General features: G+C 63.6%; 18 protein-coding genes. 11 read left to right on the forward strand and 7 right to left on the reverse strand.

The genetic code is table 11. The annotated features are described in order from the left end of the window. Positions 1-66 precede the first annotated feature (66 nt). Entirely contained in the window at positions 67-387 is a 321-nt protein-coding gene (locus ACFSOZ_RS10700) for a DUF1476 domain-containing protein (protein ID WP_379097050.1), read from the forward strand. Between the two features lie 109 nt (positions 388-496). After that, positions 497-1,270 carry an HpcH/HpaI aldolase family protein gene (locus ACFSOZ_RS10705; protein ID WP_379097052.1) on the forward strand — a complete coding sequence of 258 codons (774 nt, stop codon included), beginning with the start codon at positions 497-499 and terminating at the stop codon, positions 1,268-1,270. 6 nt (positions 1,271-1,276) lie between these two features. Here ACFSOZ_RS10705 and ACFSOZ_RS10710 read toward each other — a convergent pair whose 3' ends face one another. Continuing rightward, positions 1,277-1,831, reverse strand: a complete 555-nt coding sequence (locus ACFSOZ_RS10710; protein WP_379097055.1) for an RBBP9/YdeN family alpha/beta hydrolase — start codon at positions 1,829-1,831, stop codon at positions 1,277-1,279. Beyond that, positions 1,828-1,977, reverse strand: coding sequence for a hypothetical protein (locus ACFSOZ_RS10715; protein WP_379097057.1), 150 nt, complete (start codon positions 1,975-1,977; stop codon positions 1,828-1,830). The genes ACFSOZ_RS10710 and ACFSOZ_RS10715 overlap by 4 nt, the downstream gene beginning before the upstream one ends. Before the next feature lie 91 nt (positions 1,978-2,068). Here ACFSOZ_RS10715 and ACFSOZ_RS10720 point away from each other — a divergent pair, with 91 nt between their 5' ends. Then, on the forward strand, positions 2,069-2,881 hold the full coding sequence (locus tag ACFSOZ_RS10720; protein ID WP_379097060.1) for a VOC family protein: 813 nt from the start codon (positions 2,069-2,071) through the stop codon (positions 2,879-2,881). 74 nt (positions 2,882-2,955) lie between these two features. Here the strand turns inward: ACFSOZ_RS10720 and purB are convergent, their stop codons facing one another. The 3 genes from purB to ACFSOZ_RS10735 are packed head-to-tail and all read right to left on the reverse strand — an operon-like array spanning position 2,956 to position 5,569. Beyond that, positions 2,956-4,263: an adenylosuccinate lyase gene (purB, locus tag ACFSOZ_RS10725; protein ID WP_379097063.1), complete on the reverse strand. Its 1,308-nt coding sequence runs from the start codon at positions 4,261-4,263 to the stop codon at positions 2,956-2,958. Positions 4,264-4,322: 59 nt separating this feature from the next. Then, on the reverse strand, positions 4,323-4,847 hold the full coding sequence (locus ACFSOZ_RS10730) for a hypothetical protein (protein WP_379097066.1): 525 nt from the start codon (positions 4,845-4,847) through the stop codon (positions 4,323-4,325). Then, entirely contained in the window at positions 4,844-5,569 is a 726-nt protein-coding gene (locus tag ACFSOZ_RS10735; RefSeq protein WP_379097069.1) for a DUF2259 domain-containing protein, read from the reverse strand. The genes ACFSOZ_RS10730 and ACFSOZ_RS10735 overlap by 4 nt, the downstream gene beginning before the upstream one ends. Before the next feature lie 234 nt (positions 5,570-5,803). Between ACFSOZ_RS10735 and ACFSOZ_RS10740 the strand changes: the two genes are divergently transcribed. Continuing rightward, the gene (locus ACFSOZ_RS10740; protein WP_379097072.1) at positions 5,804-6,058 is read left to right on the forward strand and encodes a DUF2171 domain-containing protein; all 255 of its coding nucleotides are present in this window, start codon (positions 5,804-5,806) and stop codon (positions 6,056-6,058) included. Positions 6,059-6,067: 9 nt separating this feature from the next. Here the strand turns inward: ACFSOZ_RS10740 and ACFSOZ_RS10745 are convergent, their stop codons facing one another. Together ACFSOZ_RS10745 and ACFSOZ_RS10750 are read right to left on the reverse strand one after the other, a co-directional pair. Beyond that, entirely contained in the window at positions 6,068-7,093 is a 1,026-nt protein-coding gene (locus ACFSOZ_RS10745; protein ID WP_379097075.1) for a P1 family peptidase, read from the reverse strand. Continuing rightward, on the reverse strand, positions 7,093-8,163 hold the full coding sequence (locus ACFSOZ_RS10750; protein WP_379097078.1) for a branched-chain amino acid ABC transporter substrate-binding protein: 1,071 nt from the start codon (positions 8,161-8,163) through the stop codon (positions 7,093-7,095). The genes ACFSOZ_RS10745 and ACFSOZ_RS10750 overlap by 1 nt, the downstream gene beginning before the upstream one ends. A gap of 191 nt (positions 8,164-8,354) precedes the next feature. Here ACFSOZ_RS10750 and ACFSOZ_RS10755 point away from each other — a divergent pair, with 191 nt between their 5' ends. The 7 genes from ACFSOZ_RS10755 to ACFSOZ_RS10785 are packed head-to-tail and all read left to right on the forward strand — an operon-like array spanning position 8,355 to position 14,698. Further along, entirely contained in the window at positions 8,355-8,882 is a 528-nt protein-coding gene (locus ACFSOZ_RS10755; RefSeq protein ID WP_379097081.1) for a flavin reductase, read from the forward strand. Then, the gene (locus tag ACFSOZ_RS10760) at positions 8,879-9,808 is read left to right on the forward strand and encodes an AAA family ATPase (RefSeq protein WP_379097084.1); all 930 of its coding nucleotides are present in this window, start codon (positions 8,879-8,881) and stop codon (positions 9,806-9,808) included. Before ACFSOZ_RS10755 ends, ACFSOZ_RS10760 begins: the two co-directional genes overlap by 4 nt. A gap of 4 nt (positions 9,809-9,812) precedes the next feature. Next, complete coding sequence (locus tag ACFSOZ_RS10765) at positions 9,813-11,063, forward strand: vWA domain-containing protein (RefSeq protein ID WP_379097087.1); 1,251 nt, start codon at positions 9,813-9,815, stop codon at positions 11,061-11,063. A gap of 49 nt (positions 11,064-11,112) precedes the next feature. Beyond that, positions 11,113-11,451 carry an XdhC family protein gene (locus ACFSOZ_RS10770; RefSeq protein ID WP_379097090.1) on the forward strand — a complete coding sequence of 113 codons (339 nt, stop codon included), beginning with the start codon at positions 11,113-11,115 and terminating at the stop codon, positions 11,449-11,451. A 6-nt stretch (positions 11,452-11,457) separates the two neighbouring features. Beyond that, the gene (locus tag ACFSOZ_RS10775) at positions 11,458-12,162 is read left to right on the forward strand and encodes an XdhC family protein (RefSeq protein WP_379097093.1); all 705 of its coding nucleotides are present in this window, start codon (positions 11,458-11,460) and stop codon (positions 12,160-12,162) included. After that, positions 12,159-13,769, forward strand: coding sequence for an NTP transferase domain-containing protein (locus ACFSOZ_RS10780; RefSeq protein ID WP_379097096.1), 1,611 nt, complete (start codon positions 12,159-12,161; stop codon positions 13,767-13,769). The genes ACFSOZ_RS10775 and ACFSOZ_RS10780 overlap by 4 nt, the downstream gene beginning before the upstream one ends. A gap of 32 nt (positions 13,770-13,801) precedes the next feature. Further along, complete coding sequence (locus tag ACFSOZ_RS10785) at positions 13,802-14,698, forward strand: alpha/beta hydrolase family protein (RefSeq protein ID WP_379097099.1); 897 nt, start codon at positions 13,802-13,804, stop codon at positions 14,696-14,698. The last annotated feature ends 9 nt before the right edge of the window (positions 14,699-14,707 follow it).

The following is a 14,707-nucleotide window of genomic DNA, read 5'->3' on the forward strand; positions in this document are numbered from 1 at the left end:
TTGGTTTGTGCTTCGTCAACACATATACATCTTCACCAGCGAATCGATTTCCATCGGAGGGATGCCATGAGCAGCATGAAGGATCGCGAAGAGGGCTTTGAGCGCAAATTCGCATTCGACGAGGAACTTCGGTTCAAGGCCTCGGCGCGCCGCAACAAGGCGCTCGGCCTGTGGGCAGCCGAAAAGCTCGGAAAATCGGGCGCCGATGCCGACGCCTATGCCAAGCAGGTGGTCGTCGCCGACATCGAGGAAGCCGGCGATCACGACGTATTCCGCAAGATCCGCAAGGACTTCGACGACGCCGGTGTCGACCAGTCGGACCACCAGATCCGCCGCACCATGGACGAGTTGATGGCGCAGGCGATCGAGCAGATCAAGAACACCTGATCCCAACACGCGCTGGACCAATCGACCGCCCGGCCTATCCGGGCGGTTTTTCTTTGCCTTTGCAGCGGTTTCCGGCTGAAACTGCTGTCGTTAACAAGGAAAAGATCAGATGTCCCTGAAGTCCCGCCTTGCGGCCGATGAAACCCTGTTCACCGCATGGTCCGGCGTGCCGGATGCCTTGACCGTCGAGATCGTCGCCAAGCAGGGCTTCGATGCCGTCACCCTCGACATGCAGCATGGCGGCCATCATGAGGACAGCGTGCTGCGCGGTCTCGTGCCTGTGCTCGCTGCAAACAAGCCGGCGCTGGTGCGCATTCCGGTCGGCCGCTTCGACATGGCAAGCCGCGCGCTCGATTTCGGAGCCGAGGCTGTCATTGCGCCGATGGTGAATTCGGTGGCCGACGCAAAACTGTTTGCCGCCGCCATGAAATATCCGCCGGTTGGCGAGCGCTCATGGGGCCCGACCTATGCGTTTCCGCGCCACGGCAAGGGCGACCAAGCCGAATGGCTGCGCGACACCAATCAGCGCACCATGGCCTTCGCCATGGTCGAGACCCGCGCGGCACTCGACGCGCTCGACGGCATTCTCGACACGCCTGGCATCGACGGCATCTTCCTTGGCCCGTCGGATTTCTCGATCGCCTGGAGCAACGGCGCGACCGTCAATTCGACGCTGGAAAGCATGATGGAGACCGTGGCGTCGGTCGCCGAACGCACCCGCAAGGCGGGAAAACATGCGGCGATCTATGTCGTCGAGCCGGCGATTGCCGGCCGCGTCGTCTCGATGGGCTACCGGCTGCTGGCCATGGGCTCGGAACACGCTCTGATCGGGCTCGGTGCAAAAACCCTGATCAAGAGCGTCAGGGACTCGATCGGCTCCTGAGGAAGCTCAGGGTTTCAGGTCGGTCAGGAACTTGGCGAAGGTCATCGATCCCTCGGGCCACGGACCAAAGCCGGAATCGGCGTTGAGGTGACCGGTCTCGCCGGCGTCGATGAACAGCGAGCCCCAGGCGCCGGCAATGTCCTCGGCGACATCGAAGGCGCAGAACGGGTCGTTGCGGCTGGCGATCACGATCGAAGGAAAGGGCAGCGGTTCGCGCGGATAGGGACCGAAGGTCATCAGGTGCCTGGGCTTGATCTGGGGATTGGCGACATCGGGCGGCGCCACGAAGAAGGCGCCAGCGACCGGCTTGCGGAACTGCGGCATGGCTTGCACTGCCGCGGCGACGCCAAGCGAATGCGCAACGATGACGACCGGCCGCTCGGCCTCGTTGACCGCCTTGGCCACGCTCGCCGTCCAGTCCTCGCGCACCGGTTTGGACCACTCCGCCTGCTCGACGCGGCGCGCCGTCGACAGCTTCGACTGCCAGCGGCTCTGCCAATGGTCGGGGCCGGAATTGGTGTAGCCCGGCACGATGAGAATATCTGTGTCTTTGACCTTCATGGCGCTGAAATAGCGAGCGGCGTCGCTTCGTGCAACGGGCCATGAACCGCGCTCTTGATCACAATGGTGAACACGATGTTCGCTTCTTCAAGTCTTGTGTGAACGATGCCGATGGACGATTTGTCGTCAGGAATAGAAACAGCCATGTGCGGGAACCCCACACGGCCTACAATGATTGGCGGCGCGGGGCTCTTTGCCTTGGGAGTTTTACCGCAGGCCGGCCGAACGGAGAATTTGATGAGTGAATTGCCTTTTGCCGCCACCACTGCCGTCAGCGTCGCCCGCGTCGGGCTGAAGGCGCGCGATGCCGAAAGTCTTGCCGCCTACTATCGCAGCGTCGTCGGTCTGCAGGAGTTGAGCCGCGCCGATGGCGCGATTACCCTCGGTGCCGCCAACCGTCCGCTGCTGGTGATCGAGGCAGATGCGGCGGCAAAGCCGGATGATCCGCAAAGCGCCGGCCTGTTCCACACCGCTTTCCTGCTGCCAAGCAGGGCCGATCTCGGCCGCTGGATCAACCATGCCATCGCCAGCAAGATCGCCATCGATGGTGCTTCCGACCATCTGGTCAGCGAAGCGCTGTACCTGACCGATCCCGAAGGCAACGGCATCGAGATCTACGCCGACCGCCTCCCGCAGGACTGGAAGTGGAACGGCGACAAGATAGCCATGGCGACCGAGCGGCTGAACATTCCTTCAGTGCTTGCCGAAGTGCCCGCTGGTGATGCGGGCTGGCAAGGCGCGCCGGAAAACAGCATTGTCGGCCATGTCCACCTGCGCGTCGGCAGGCCCGAAGACGCCGAAGCCTGGTGGAACCAGGAATTCGGCTTCGACACGGTGGCGAAATATGGCGGTCAGGCGGTGTTCCTGTCGTCCGGCGGCTATCATCACCACATCGGCGCCAACGCCTGGCGCAGCCCGGGCGCCGGCCGCCGCGATCCGAGCCGCTCGGGTCTTGCCTGGGTCGAGATGCGTTCCGACAACGTGACCAGCCCGGTAACCCGCGAAGACCCGTGGGGGACTGTGATCAGGACCGTTCCCGGCAAGGCCTGATCAGGTTTTCGGGAATTCCGAAGAAGAAGAGGCCCGCGGCCTACGGCCGGGCCTCTTTTTGTATCGGACTGCTCTCAGGCTTCCCCGAACACCCGCTTGAAGATCGTGTCGACATGCTTGGTGTGATAGCCGAGGTCGAACTTCTCGCGGATCTCGAATTCCGGCAGCGCTGCGGTCACTTCCTTGTCGGCCAACAATTCCTCAAGAAAATCAGCGCCTTGTTCCCATACCTTCATGGCGTTGCGTTGCACCAGCCGGTAGGAGTCCTCACGCGACAGACCGGCCTGCGTCAGCGCCAGCATGACGCGCTGCGAATGCACGAGGCCGCGGAACTTGTTCATGTTCTTCAGCATGTTGTCGGGATAGACGAGCAGCTTGTCGACGACGCTGGTCAGCCGCGACAACGCGAAGTCGAGCGTCACCGTGGCGTCCGGCCCGATCATGCGCTCGACCGAAGAGTGTGAAATGTCGCGCTCGTGCCAGAGCGCCACATTCTCCATCGCCGGCAGCGCCATGGACCGCACCATGCGGGCGAGGCCGGTGAGGTTTTCCGTGAGCACCGGATTGCGCTTGTGCGGCATTGCCGACGAGCCCTTTTGTCCCGGCGAAAAATACTCTTCCGCTTCCAGCACCTCGGTGCGCTGCAGATGCCGGATCTCGATCGACAGTCGCTCGATCGACGAGGCGATGACGCCGAGCGTGGCGAAGAACATGGCGTGGCGGTCGCGCGGGATCACTTGCGTCGACACCGGTTCCGGCTTCAGGCCGAGCTTTGCCGCCACATGTTCCTCGACATAGGGGTCGATGTTGGCGAAGGTGCCGACCGCGCCCGAAATGGCGCAGGTGGCGATATCCTCACGCGCGTGCACCAACCGCTCGCGACAGCGCGAGAACTCGGCATAGGCTTGCGCCAGCTTGATGCCGAAGGTCGTTGGCTCGGCATGGATGCCGTGGCTGCGGCCGATCGTGACGGTGTCCTTGTGCTCGAAGGCACGCCGCTTGAGTGCTGCAAGCAGCGAGTCGATGTCGGCGAGAAGGATGTCGCTCGCCCGGGTAAGCTGCACGGCAAAGCAGGTGTCGAGAACATCAGACGATGTCATGCCCTGGTGGATGAAGCGGGCGTCGGGTCCGACGAATTCGGCAAGATGGGTCAGGAAGGCGATAACGTCGTGCTTGGTGACACGCTCGATCTCGTCGATCGCCTCGACATCGAATTTAGCGGCACCGCCCTTTTCCCAAATGGTTTTTGCCGCTTCCTTGGGGATGACGCCGAGTTCGGCCAGCGCGTCGCAGGCATAGGCTTCGATCTCGAACCAGATGCGGAACCGGGTTTCGGGCGACCAAATCGCGACCATTTCCGGCCGGGAATAACGAGGGATCATCGGTCAGTCCTGATTTGTCGAGGAGTTTGCCCGCGTCCTAGCAGAGGCGGGCAAAATGCTCAACGCTGCTGCCGTGCAAACCAGACGCTGACGGCAAACAAGGCGACGAAACCAACCGGAAAATAAAGCCGGATGCCCAGCACCACGAACTGGTAGAGCGCAATCAACATCGTGAAGACGAACTGGAGGGCCCAGGTGTGGGTGAAAGCCGGGGCATGCCACTCGGCATAGTAAGAGCGGTACTGCAGGGCAAACAGCCCGCCGGTCAGGCCGATCGTTGCGCCAAGCAGGCACACGAACGCCGCCGCGAAGGCGACCTCCCAGCGCCTTCCAAGCGAGACCAGCCGTGCCGCGAACAGGCCAAGCGGAAAGGCGAGCGCTCCGCCGCAGGCATAGAGCAGCGACACGGTGCGGATTTTCTCCGGCGTCTCCCAGTCGTCCAACAGCAGGTTGACGAGCGCGCTGGCGCCCATCGTCGCGGCCCACAACAAGGCGCCGAAAAGCGCTGTACGCGGCGTCGGTACGGCGCGGCGAATGCGGCTCAGGGCACGATTGCGCCCGGCGGGTTGAACAAGCGGTGTCACAGGCGGCCGGTCACCGCGATCCAGCGAAAGTTCGGCCCCTCGAAGCCGTATTGGCGCACCGTGATCAGCACCGCATAGCCGCTCAAACTGTCCATGGAAAATGTCTGCACCGCGCCGATCCGGTAACCGCTCGGGCACCCCCGGCTCTTGGGGATCGACTTGTCCTCATGCAACAGCTTGGTCGTGCCGCCATCCTGCGCCTCGATGCGCAGCAGCCGAAAGCCGTTGATCTCACCCTGGTTGTCGCAGCCTTCGGTGTTGTTCATGCCGATCTCGTCGAGCCGAAATTCGAGCGGCTGGTCGACCGGCGTGAAGATCGGGCGCGGGTTGACCGCCATCCGGTGCGGATCGGCCGAAAGCTCGGTCACCGGGTTGAAGCCTGCGGTGATGCCCTTGTTCGCGGTCAACTCAGCCTGTTTGACGATCGCTTCGCCTTTCTGCCGGGCCTCGAGGCGGGCCGCTTCGAGCGTGGCATTCTCATCGTCAATCCGGACCCGGATCGGCGTTCCTTTGAGAAAGCTGTCGTCGTTCGTGTCGATGTAGTAGCGGTTTGCATAGGGGAAGCCGGAACCATCCTGGACGCCATACTCCTCGAAGGCGAAGACGCCGCCATCCTTGGTGAAACCGAGGATTTCAAGCTCGGCAACATCGCCTGCATGGGCGGCGATCGACGTCGCAAACTGTGCAAGCAGCGAAACGGCTAACAGAAAAAGCAATCGCATCGGTTCACTCCGGAAGCTGTCGTCGTTCCAATCCCCAAAAGCGCGTCGCGTTTGAACGGATTCAGGTGACGCGCTTTAGGTCTTTCTTTCTATGCATGTCTTTCTCCCAAAACCGGAACCACTTTTGGGCGACATGCATTAGCACGACGGAATCAAAACGTCGTGCAGTCCGAAGCCGATGCATCCAATCGGCCAGTCGTTTGTTATTGTCGGCAGTCCCAATGGAGAACCACCATGACCGACACCAGCAAAATTCGTGAGCATATGGAAGTCGTCGGCGCCGATGGCGTGCATGTCGGCACCGTCGACAAGGTCGAGGGTGAGCGGATCAAGCTGACCAAGGCCGACAGCGGCGGTGGCGCCCACAAGGGCCACCATCATTACATTCCCCTGAGCCTGCTTGCCGAGGTCGACGGCAAGAAGGTGTGGCTGTCGGCGAATTCCGATGTCGCGGTGACCTTCGAGGAAGAAAAATCCGATCCGGTCTGATCGGTTGCTTCACCCCGAGCGCGACGACCAGACCGGAAACAGGTCGTCATCGGCAGGCGTCGCGGCAAACACGCCACGGCTGATGGCGCGCGCCATGGTGGCGCCGGCCGCGGCGTAAAGGTCTATTGCCGCGTCCGCCCCAAGCTCGACACCACTCGTGCCCGTCGCCAGCGCAAACACCAGGTCGCCATCGGCCGGCGTATGCGTGGGCCAGATGGCGCGCACGAACCCGTCATGCGCCGATATCGCCAGGCGCTTTGCGGCGGCCTTGGTGAGCACCGCGTCCGTGGCAATGACGGCGATGGTGGTGTTGCCGCCGGTTTCCATCTGTCCGCCGACACGCTTGTCGCGGTATTTCAACAGGATCCGCTTCGCATCGTCCGGCATCGGCGAGGGATAGCCAAGCCCGCCGAATTCGTCGCCGATTTCGAACGGTGCCGCCCAGAAATGGCGGGTTCGGCCGACGGTCACCGAGCCGGTCGGATTGATGGCGGCCAGCGCGCCGATGGTGATGCCGTTGTCCAGCAGCGTCGAGGCCGAGCCGAGGCCGCCCTTCAGCCCGGAAGTGAGGGCACCGGTACCGGCGCCGATCGTGCCGAGCTGGAATTCGGTGCTGGCGGCTTGTACCGCTTCATAGCCGAGGTCGCGGTAGGGTGGATAACGCCCCCAATCCTTGTCGCCGCCATTGCGCAGATCGAACAGGATCGCCGCCGGCACGATCGGCACGCGAAAGCCACCGACTTCGAGCCCGATGCCGCGCTCGCGCAGCGCCGCCTGCACGCCTGATGCTGCGTCGAGGCCGAAAGCCGAGCCGCCCGAAAGCACCACGGCGTGGACTGCCTCGACCGAATTGTGCGGTTCGAGCAGATCGGTCTCACGGGTGCCCGGTGCACCGCCCAGGATCTGCACGCCGGCCACCGCCGTCCCGTCGCAAAGCACGGTCGTGACGCCGGACTTCAGCCTGGCGTCGGAAGCATTGCCGACGCGCAGGCCGGCAACGTCGGTGATCAGATTGCGCGGGCCGGTGCGAAACATCAGTTGCTTTCCAAAGGCGCAAAGCGTGTGCCATCGAAGCGGAAGACACGGTAGGGGCTCTGGCTGAGGTCGCCTTTTGCGTCGAAGCGGACCGGCCCGATCGCAGTGGTGAAATCGTGCCCGGTCAGAGCGTCGGCGAGCGGCTTGCCCGAGGTTTCGGACAGGCCTGACGCCGCCTTGGCGATCTCGACCGCCGCATAAGCCGGTAATGTGTAGCCGTCCGGCTCGATTTTCTGTGCCGAGAAGCTTTCCAGGACCTTTGGATCGGCGACATCGGCCCATTCAGGCGGTGCGATCATCAGCGTGCCCACCGCATAGGGCACGTCGCCCGGTGTGCGCAAATTTTCGCCGCCGGCGAAGACGATGCCGGCAGACAGCTGCGCCGAGTCACGGCCCATGATGGCGATGTCTTCGCCGTCGCCGCCGGCAAAGACATGCGTGGCGCCTGCCTTTTTCAGCCGGCCAATCATTCCGATCTGGTTGTCGAGCTGCGGCCGGAACGTGTCGACGAAAACCGGTTTCAGCGCCGCCTGCTCGGCCGCCGCGCGAAGCGTCTCGGCGATTTCGCGGCCATAGATGGTGCCGTCATCGATGATGGCGAACAAGTCGTTCTGCCACAGATGGGTGAGGCTGGAGGCGACCGCATTGCGCTCATCGTCACCGCGAGGCCCGAGACGGTAGACCGGCCAGCCGGTCTTGACGCGCCGGTCGGTCAGGCTTTCGGTTCGCACGCCAACGGTGATGACCGGAATGTTGGCGTCCTTGAGGATCGGCATCGCCGCTTCGATCGCCTCGGTGCAGAGAAAGCCGACCACGACATTGACCTTGGCGGCCACGAATTCCCTGGCCGCGGCAGCGCCGCCGTCAGCGGTGCAGGCGTCATCGACGGTTTTGAGTTCGATGCCATTCGCTTCGGCTGCGAGACCGGTGCCGGCGTCGATCTGCTTGCCGAGGATGGCGGATGGTCCCGACAAGGGTGCCGCGACGCCAACCAGCAGCGTCTGGCCGCTGGCGACGCTGGCCATGAACAGCCAGGCCAACGGGGCCGATATCGTTACCCTGGGGCGCATCCTGATGAAGAATTCCTCCAAGCTGGCGACATTTTGCTGGCGCCAATTCCGCCAAGACCTAAAGGCTGGCCGGGCTTGGTGCAACACGCGAATTTTGGGGAGAAGGAGCCCAGGCCCAGCCGTAGCCTCGCTTGTGGCATGTCGTATGTCGCCATATATAGCGGTAGGGTTCTGACTGTGGAAAATTTCCGGTGCTGAAGAAGAACGACATTGGGCCGCAGGCCTATCGCGACGCGATGAGCCATTTTGCCGGCCACGTCCATGTGGTCACCACCGACGGGCCGGCGGGCAAGCGCGGCGCGACGGTGATCGCCGCCTGTTCGGTATCGGATACGCCGCCGACCATTCTGGTTTGCCTCAACCGTGAAAATCCCAAGAACGAGCCGTTCGTGAAAAACGGCAGATTTGCCTTGAATACGCTGGCTTCAGACCAGGAGCCGCTGTCGGAAGGCTTTTCCGGCATCACCGGCCTGCCGGTCGAGGAGCGTTTCGCGCTCGGCGAGTGGGACGTGATTTCCACCGGCGCGCCGACGCTGAAGGGCGCGCTCGCGGTGTTCGACTGCGAGCTGATCGACACCAAGGATCTGGCCACGCATCGTGTGCTTTTTGGCAAGGTGACAGGCCTGCGCATCGGCGATAATTTGCGGCCGCTGATCTACCACGCCCGCGGCTACCACGTTCTGGACAGCGGAGCGCCGGCGTTCACGGAGAAAGAATGACCGAGCTGAAACCGCGCGCCGTGCCGCGGACGATCGACGAGACGCTCGATCTCCTGACCGGCGCGGACTATGTGGCGGATCGGTCGCTGGCGACCGTGCTGTTCCTGTCGCTGCGCATGAAGCGGCCATTGTTCCTCGAGGGCGAGGCCGGCGTCGGCAAGACCGAGATCGCCAAGGTGCTGGCGCAGGCGCTTGGCCGCCGGTTGATTCGCCTGCAGTGCTATGAAGGGCTCGATGTCTCGTCCGCCGTCTACGAGTGGAACTATGCCGCGCAGATGATCGAGATCCGCATGGAGGAGGCGGCCGGCAAGGTCGATCGCTCCGACATGGAGCGCAATGTCTTCTCCGAAAAATACCTGATCCGTCGCCCGGTGCTTGATGCGCTGACCGGCAAGACAGGTGCTGCCCCGGTCTTCCTGATCGATGAGCTCGATCGCACCGACGAGGCATTCGAGGCCTTCCTGCTGGAAATTCTTTCCGACTTCCAGGTGACGGTGCCTGAACTCGGCACCATCAAGGCGGAAGAACCGCCGATCGTCATCATCACCACCAACCGCACGCGCGAGATCCATGACGCCCTGAAACGGCGCTGTCTCTATCACTGGGTCGACTATCCCAACGCCGAGCGTGAGCTGGAGATCGTGCGCCGAAAGGTGCCGCAGGCCAACCAGCGGCTCTCGGCCGAGGTGGTTTCCTTCATCCAGAAGCTGCGCCAGATCGAACTGTTCAAGGTGCCGGGCGTCGCCGAAACCATCGACTGGGCCGGCGCGCTGACCGAGCTCGACAAGGTGGCGCTCGATCCGGAAACCATGTCCGACACGATCGGCGTGCTTTTGAAATACCAGGACGACATTGCCCGTATCGAACAGGGCGAAGGCCGGCGCATCCTCAACGAGGTGAAGGCCGAGCTTTCGGCGGCGGAGTAGGGCCATGGCGGTGTCGCGCCCTGAACCCAAGGAAGCCCGGCCGGACGGACGCATCGCCGACAACATCGTCTATTTCGCGCGTACCCTGCGCAAATCAGGCATGCGGGTCGGACCGGCCTCGGTCAAGGACGCGATCGAGGCGGTGCTTGTCGCCGGCATCGGGTCTCGCGATGATTTCTACTGGACGCTGCATGCCGTGCTGGTGTCGCGGCACGAGGATCACGCCACCTTCGACGAAGCCTTCCGGCTGTTCTGGAAATCGCGCGAACTGATCGAAAAGATGCTGGCGATGTTTTCGCCGGTGGCGCCTGATGTCAGGGAAAAGCAGAAGCCGCGTGCCGCTGAGAACCGCGTCAGCCAGGCGATGTTCGAGGGCCATCAGAAGAACCAGCCGGCCCAGGAGATTCCCGAGATCGAGGTCGACGCCCGCTTCACCTTTTCCGGCAACGAAGTGCTGCGCGGCAAGGACTTTGCCCAGATGAACGCCGCCGAGATGGCCGACGCCCGGAAGGCGATCGCCCAGTTGCGGCTGCCCTTCGACATGGTGCGAACCCGCCGCTTCAAGGCCGATGCGCACGGCCGCCGCATCGATCCGCGCGCCATGATGCGTTCGGCAGCGCGCACCGGTGGTGAACTGATCCTGCCGAAATTCCGCTCACCGCGCGAGGTCCATCCGCCGCTGGTGGTGCTGGCCGACATTTCCGGCTCGATGAGCCAGTACACGCGCATCTTCCTGCATTTCCTGCATGCGCTGACGGAAAAACGCCGGCGGGTGCACACGTTCGTCTTCGGCACCCGGCTGACCAACCTGACCCGGCAGATGCGCCATCGCGATCCCGATGCCGCACTTGCCGACTGTTCGGCGGCGGTCAAGGACTGGTCGGGCGGCACGCGCATCGGCGACACGCTGGCCGAGTTCAACCGGCTGTGGTCGCGGCGTGTGCTGGGGCAGGGGGCGGTGGTGCTTTTGATCACCGACGGGCTGGAGCGCGACGATGTCGCCGGCCTGTCGGAGGAAATGGAGCGCCTGCACAAATCCTGCCGGCGGCTGATCTGGCTCAACCCGTTGCTGCGCTTTGACGGTTTTCAGGCGCGCGCGCGCGGCGTCAAGGCGATGCTGCCGCATGTCGACGAGTTTCGCTCGGTGCACAATCTCGATGCACTCGCCGATCTCTGCGCCTCGCTGGACAAGAAATCGGCGCAGTCTGTCGATCCGCGCCGATGGCTGGACGCTGGCGCGAGGCACGCCGCGTGACCATATGTTGCCCGAGAAATATGAAAAACAGACTCTGAGAGAAGCGATCATGGAAGACAGCATCTATCTCGATGAGGCCCGCGACCCACTGATCATCGCGGAAGGCTGGATGAGGGATGGCAAGGATGTGGCCATCGCCACCGTGGTCGAGACCTGGGGTTCTGCGCCTCGCCCCGTCGGCAGCCATCTGGTCATTGACGCCGACGGCAATTTCCACGGCTCCGTCTCGGGCGGCTGCGTCGAAGGCGCGGTGGTGACGGAAGCAATCGACGTGATCGACAGCGGCAAGGCCAGGATGCTCGAGTTCGGTGTTGCCGACGAAACCGCCTGGCAGGTCGGCCTGTCCTGCGGCGGCCGGATCAAGGTCTATGTTGAAAGATTGGGCTGACCTATTATGGATCCCTATGCGCTGAAAACGTTGAACGCCGAACGCCGGGCCCGCCGCGCGGCGATCCTCGTCACCGATCTCGGTGACGGCCGCGACCGCATCGTGCGCGAAGGCGATCAGGTTGCCGGCGATCTCGGCGCTGCGATCGCCAGGGCGTTCCGCACCGGCAATTCCGGTTCGGTCGAGGCCGAGGGGCGGACCTTCTTTCTCAACGCGCATCTGCCGCAACCGCGGCTCGTTGTCGTCGGCGCCGTCCATATCAGCCAGGCGCTGGCGCCGATGGCCAAGATCGCCGGCTATCCCCTGGAGATCATCGATCCGCGCACGGCCTTTGCTACACCCGACCGCTTTCCCGATGTGGCTTTGCATGCCGAATGGCCGGAGGATGTGCTGAAACGCCAGCCGCTCGACAGCTACTCGGCTCTCGCCGCCGTCACCCATGATCCGAAGGTCGACGATTTCGCACTGAAGGCAGCACTCGACGCCAGATGCTTCTATGTCGGCGCGCTTGGCAGCCGCAAAACGCATGCCAAGCGCGTCGAACGCTTGCTGGCGTTGGGCGCGAGCGCCGACCAGATCGCCCGCATCCATGCGCCGATCGGGCTCGACATTGGTGCTGCCAGCCCTGCCGAGATTGCCGTCGCGGTGCTAGCACAGGTTGTCCATGCCTTCCGCTCGCGCGGCCTCGAGTTCAAAGGCGCGGCAGCGTGAAATTCGGCCCGATCCCGATCGAAGCGGCCGAAGGTGCGGTGCTGGCGCATGCCACCACCGCCGGCGAACGGCGTTTTCGCAAGGCGCACAGGCTGAGCGCCGAGGACGTCTCGGTGCTCAAGGCGGCAGGTGTCACGCAGGTCGTTGCGGCCGTGTTGGCTCCGGACGATCTCGGCGAAGACGCCGCCGCGCAGGAAATAGCCGAGAGCATGGCCTTTCGCGGTATCGACGTCCGTCCGGCCGCCACCGGGCGGGTGAATCTCCATGCCAGCTCAGCGGGCATCTTCACCGTCAATGCCGCGATGATCGACGCCGTCAACGCCGTCGATCCCGCCATCACCATCGCCACGCTGGCGCAGCATGCGCCGGTCGAGAAGGGCCAGATGGTCGCGACGGTGAAGATCATTCCTTTCGCGGTCAGCTCCGCGCTGGTCGATGCGGTCACGAAAATCTGCGCCGGTGGCGAGATCTTTGCAGCCAACGCCTATCAGCCGGTGCGCGTTGGCGTCATCCAGACGGTTCTGCCGGGCATCAAGCCGAGTGTGCTGGACAAGACGCTTCGCGTCACCGAAGCGCGGTTGGCGCGCTCGGGAGGCAAGCTGACGGCGGAGCGCCGTACGCCGCATGAGATCGCGCCGGTGGCGGAGGCCGCGGCTTCGCTGGCGCGCGACAACGACATGGTGGTGATCTTCGGCGCCTCGGCGATGAGCGATTTCGCCGATGTCGTTCCGGCGGCGATCGAAATGGCGGGTGGTACTGTCATCCGCGCCGGCATGCCGGTCGACCCCGGCAATCTGCTGGTGCTCGGCACGCTCGATGGCAAGCGTGTCATCGGCGCCCCCGGCTGCGCCCGCAGCCCCAAGGAGAACGGTTTCGACTGGGTGCTCGACCGGTTGATCGCTGGCCTTGACGTGACCGCCAGGGATATCGCCGGCATGGGGGTCGGCGGACTGTTGATGGAAATCCCGACCCGGCCGCAGCCTCGCGAACCGCTGCCGGCCAAAAGCCAGCTCAAGGTCGGCATCGTGCTTCTGGCGGCTGGCCGGTCGAGCCGCATGGGTGGACCAAACAAGCTCCTGGCGCTGTTCGATGGCAAGCCTTTGGTGCGCCGCACCGCCGAGCGTGCGCTCGGCTCGAAGGCCTCGGGCACGATTGTCGTCACCGGCCACCAGCGCGAGCGGGTGCACGCGGCGCTGGCGGGGCTGGATGTGGCTTTCGCCGACAATCCCGATTTCACCGACGGCCTGTCCACGTCGCTGAAGGCCGGTATTGCCTACCTGCCCGAAGACGCCGCCGGTGTGATGATCGTTCTCGGCGACATGCCGGGTGTCGCGTCGGCTGATCTCGATGGATTGATCGATGCGTTCCGCAAGACCGGCGGCAATTCGGTGGTGCGTGCCTCGCATGACGGCAAGCGCGGCAACCCGGTACTGTTGCCGCGCTCGCTGTTTCCGGCGATCGCCCATCTCGAGGGCGACACGGGCGCACGTCATCTGGTCGAGGCCGAAGGGCTCGATGTCATCGATGTCGAGATTGGAGCAGGGGCGTCCGTCGATGTCGACACCCGCGAGGCGCTGGAAGGGGCTGGCGGGGTGCTGCAGGATTGACAAACCGAAGTCGAAAAACGCATGCCTTGGGCATGTCTTTCCGCTTCCGCTTTTTTTGCGTCTTTGTAACCGCGACAACCCTGTTGTCGTCAGTCGCTCAAAGTCAGGCGCCGTCACTAAAACCCTTCAAGGACGATCTTTTCGCCTATCCGGCGACGCTGTCGTCCGACACCAACGGCGCCTACACGGTCCTCGATTACCGTGAGATGCGCGACATCAACCAGCGTGACGAGGTGCCCGAGCGCCGGGTGCACGCCCAATACACCGACACCGGCGTTCGCAAGGTGCAGCAGGATTTGCTGCTGAAGACCGATGCTGGCGATGTCAGGCATGTTGCCGTCGGCAAGACCGAGGGCGCCGGCATCATCGTTCTTTACCTGCACGGGCAGGGCGGCAGCCGCAAGCAGGGCGTCGACGACTTCACATTTGGCGGCAATTTCAACCGGCTCAAGAACCTGATGGCCGCCAATGGCGGCCTCTATCTCAGCCCGGATTTTCCTGATTTCGGCGACAAAGGTGCGGCGCAGGTCGCTGCCCTGATCGACCACTACGCCGAACAATCGCCGGGCGCGAAGATCTTCGTCGCCTGTGGCTCGATGGGCGGCGCTCTGTGCTGGAAGCTTGCCGCCCGCAACGACACGGGCCGGCGCATCAACGGGCTGCTGCTGCTCGGCTCGCTATGGGACGAGAGTTTTTTCTCAAGCCCGGCCTTCAGTCGTCACGTCCCCGTCTTCTTCGGCCAGGGCAGCCATGACGTGGTTTTCCCCGTGGAAAAGCAGGAGGCCTTCTTCCGCTCTATCATCGCCAAATCGAAGGCCTATCCCTACCCAACCCGCTTCGTTCGCTTCGAGACCGGCACCCATGGCACGCCGATCCGTATGACCGATTGGCGCGGCACGCTCAACTGGATGCTGTCGAAGGCGCCTTGATTCCCGCTT

It is taken from the genome of Mesorhizobium newzealandense, from assembly GCF_042682145.1.
GTDB classification, from domain to species: domain Bacteria; phylum Pseudomonadota; class Alphaproteobacteria; order Rhizobiales; family Rhizobiaceae; genus Mesorhizobium; species Mesorhizobium newzealandense.

What these genes read in the sequence shown, in the direction of transcription:
- ACFSOZ_RS10700 (WP_379097050.1), top strand. Translation starts at nt 67, where the DNA reads ATGAGCAGCATGAAGGATCGCGAAGAGGGCTTTGAGCGCAAATTCGCA.
- ACFSOZ_RS10705 (WP_379097052.1), top strand. Translation starts at nt 497, where the DNA reads ATGTCCCTGAAGTCCCGCCTTGCGGCCGATGAAACCCTGTTCACCGCA.
- ACFSOZ_RS10710 (WP_379097055.1), bottom strand. Translation starts at nt 1,831, where the DNA reads ATGAAGGTCAAAGACACAGATATTCTCATCGTGCCGGGCTACACCAAT.
- ACFSOZ_RS10715 (WP_379097057.1), bottom strand. Translation starts at nt 1,977, where the DNA reads ATGGCTGTTTCTATTCCTGACGACAAATCGTCCATCGGCATCGTTCAC.
- ACFSOZ_RS10720 (WP_379097060.1), top strand. Translation starts at nt 2,069, where the DNA reads ATGAGTGAATTGCCTTTTGCCGCCACCACTGCCGTCAGCGTCGCCCGC.
- purB (WP_379097063.1), bottom strand. Translation starts at nt 4,263, where the DNA reads ATGATCCCTCGTTATTCCCGGCCGGAAATGGTCGCGATTTGGTCGCCC.
- ACFSOZ_RS10735 (WP_379097069.1), bottom strand. Translation starts at nt 5,569, where the DNA reads ATGCGATTGCTTTTTCTGTTAGCCGTTTCGCTGCTTGCACAGTTTGCG.
- ACFSOZ_RS10740 (WP_379097072.1), top strand. Translation starts at nt 5,804, where the DNA reads ATGACCGACACCAGCAAAATTCGTGAGCATATGGAAGTCGTCGGCGCC.
- ACFSOZ_RS10745 (WP_379097075.1), bottom strand. Translation starts at nt 7,093, where the DNA reads ATGTTTCGCACCGGCCCGCGCAATCTGATCACCGACGTTGCCGGCCTG.
- ACFSOZ_RS10750 (WP_379097078.1), bottom strand. Translation starts at nt 8,163, where the DNA reads ATGCGCCCCAGGGTAACGATATCGGCCCCGTTGGCCTGGCTGTTCATG.
- ACFSOZ_RS10760 (WP_379097084.1), top strand. Translation starts at nt 8,879, where the DNA reads ATGACCGAGCTGAAACCGCGCGCCGTGCCGCGGACGATCGACGAGACG.
- ACFSOZ_RS10765 (WP_379097087.1), top strand. Translation starts at nt 9,813, where the DNA reads ATGGCGGTGTCGCGCCCTGAACCCAAGGAAGCCCGGCCGGACGGACGC.
- ACFSOZ_RS10770 (WP_379097090.1), top strand. Translation starts at nt 11,113, where the DNA reads ATGGAAGACAGCATCTATCTCGATGAGGCCCGCGACCCACTGATCATC.
- ACFSOZ_RS10775 (WP_379097093.1), top strand. Translation starts at nt 11,458, where the DNA reads ATGGATCCCTATGCGCTGAAAACGTTGAACGCCGAACGCCGGGCCCGC.
- ACFSOZ_RS10785 (WP_379097099.1), top strand. Translation starts at nt 13,802, where the DNA reads ATGTCTTTCCGCTTCCGCTTTTTTTGCGTCTTTGTAACCGCGACAACC.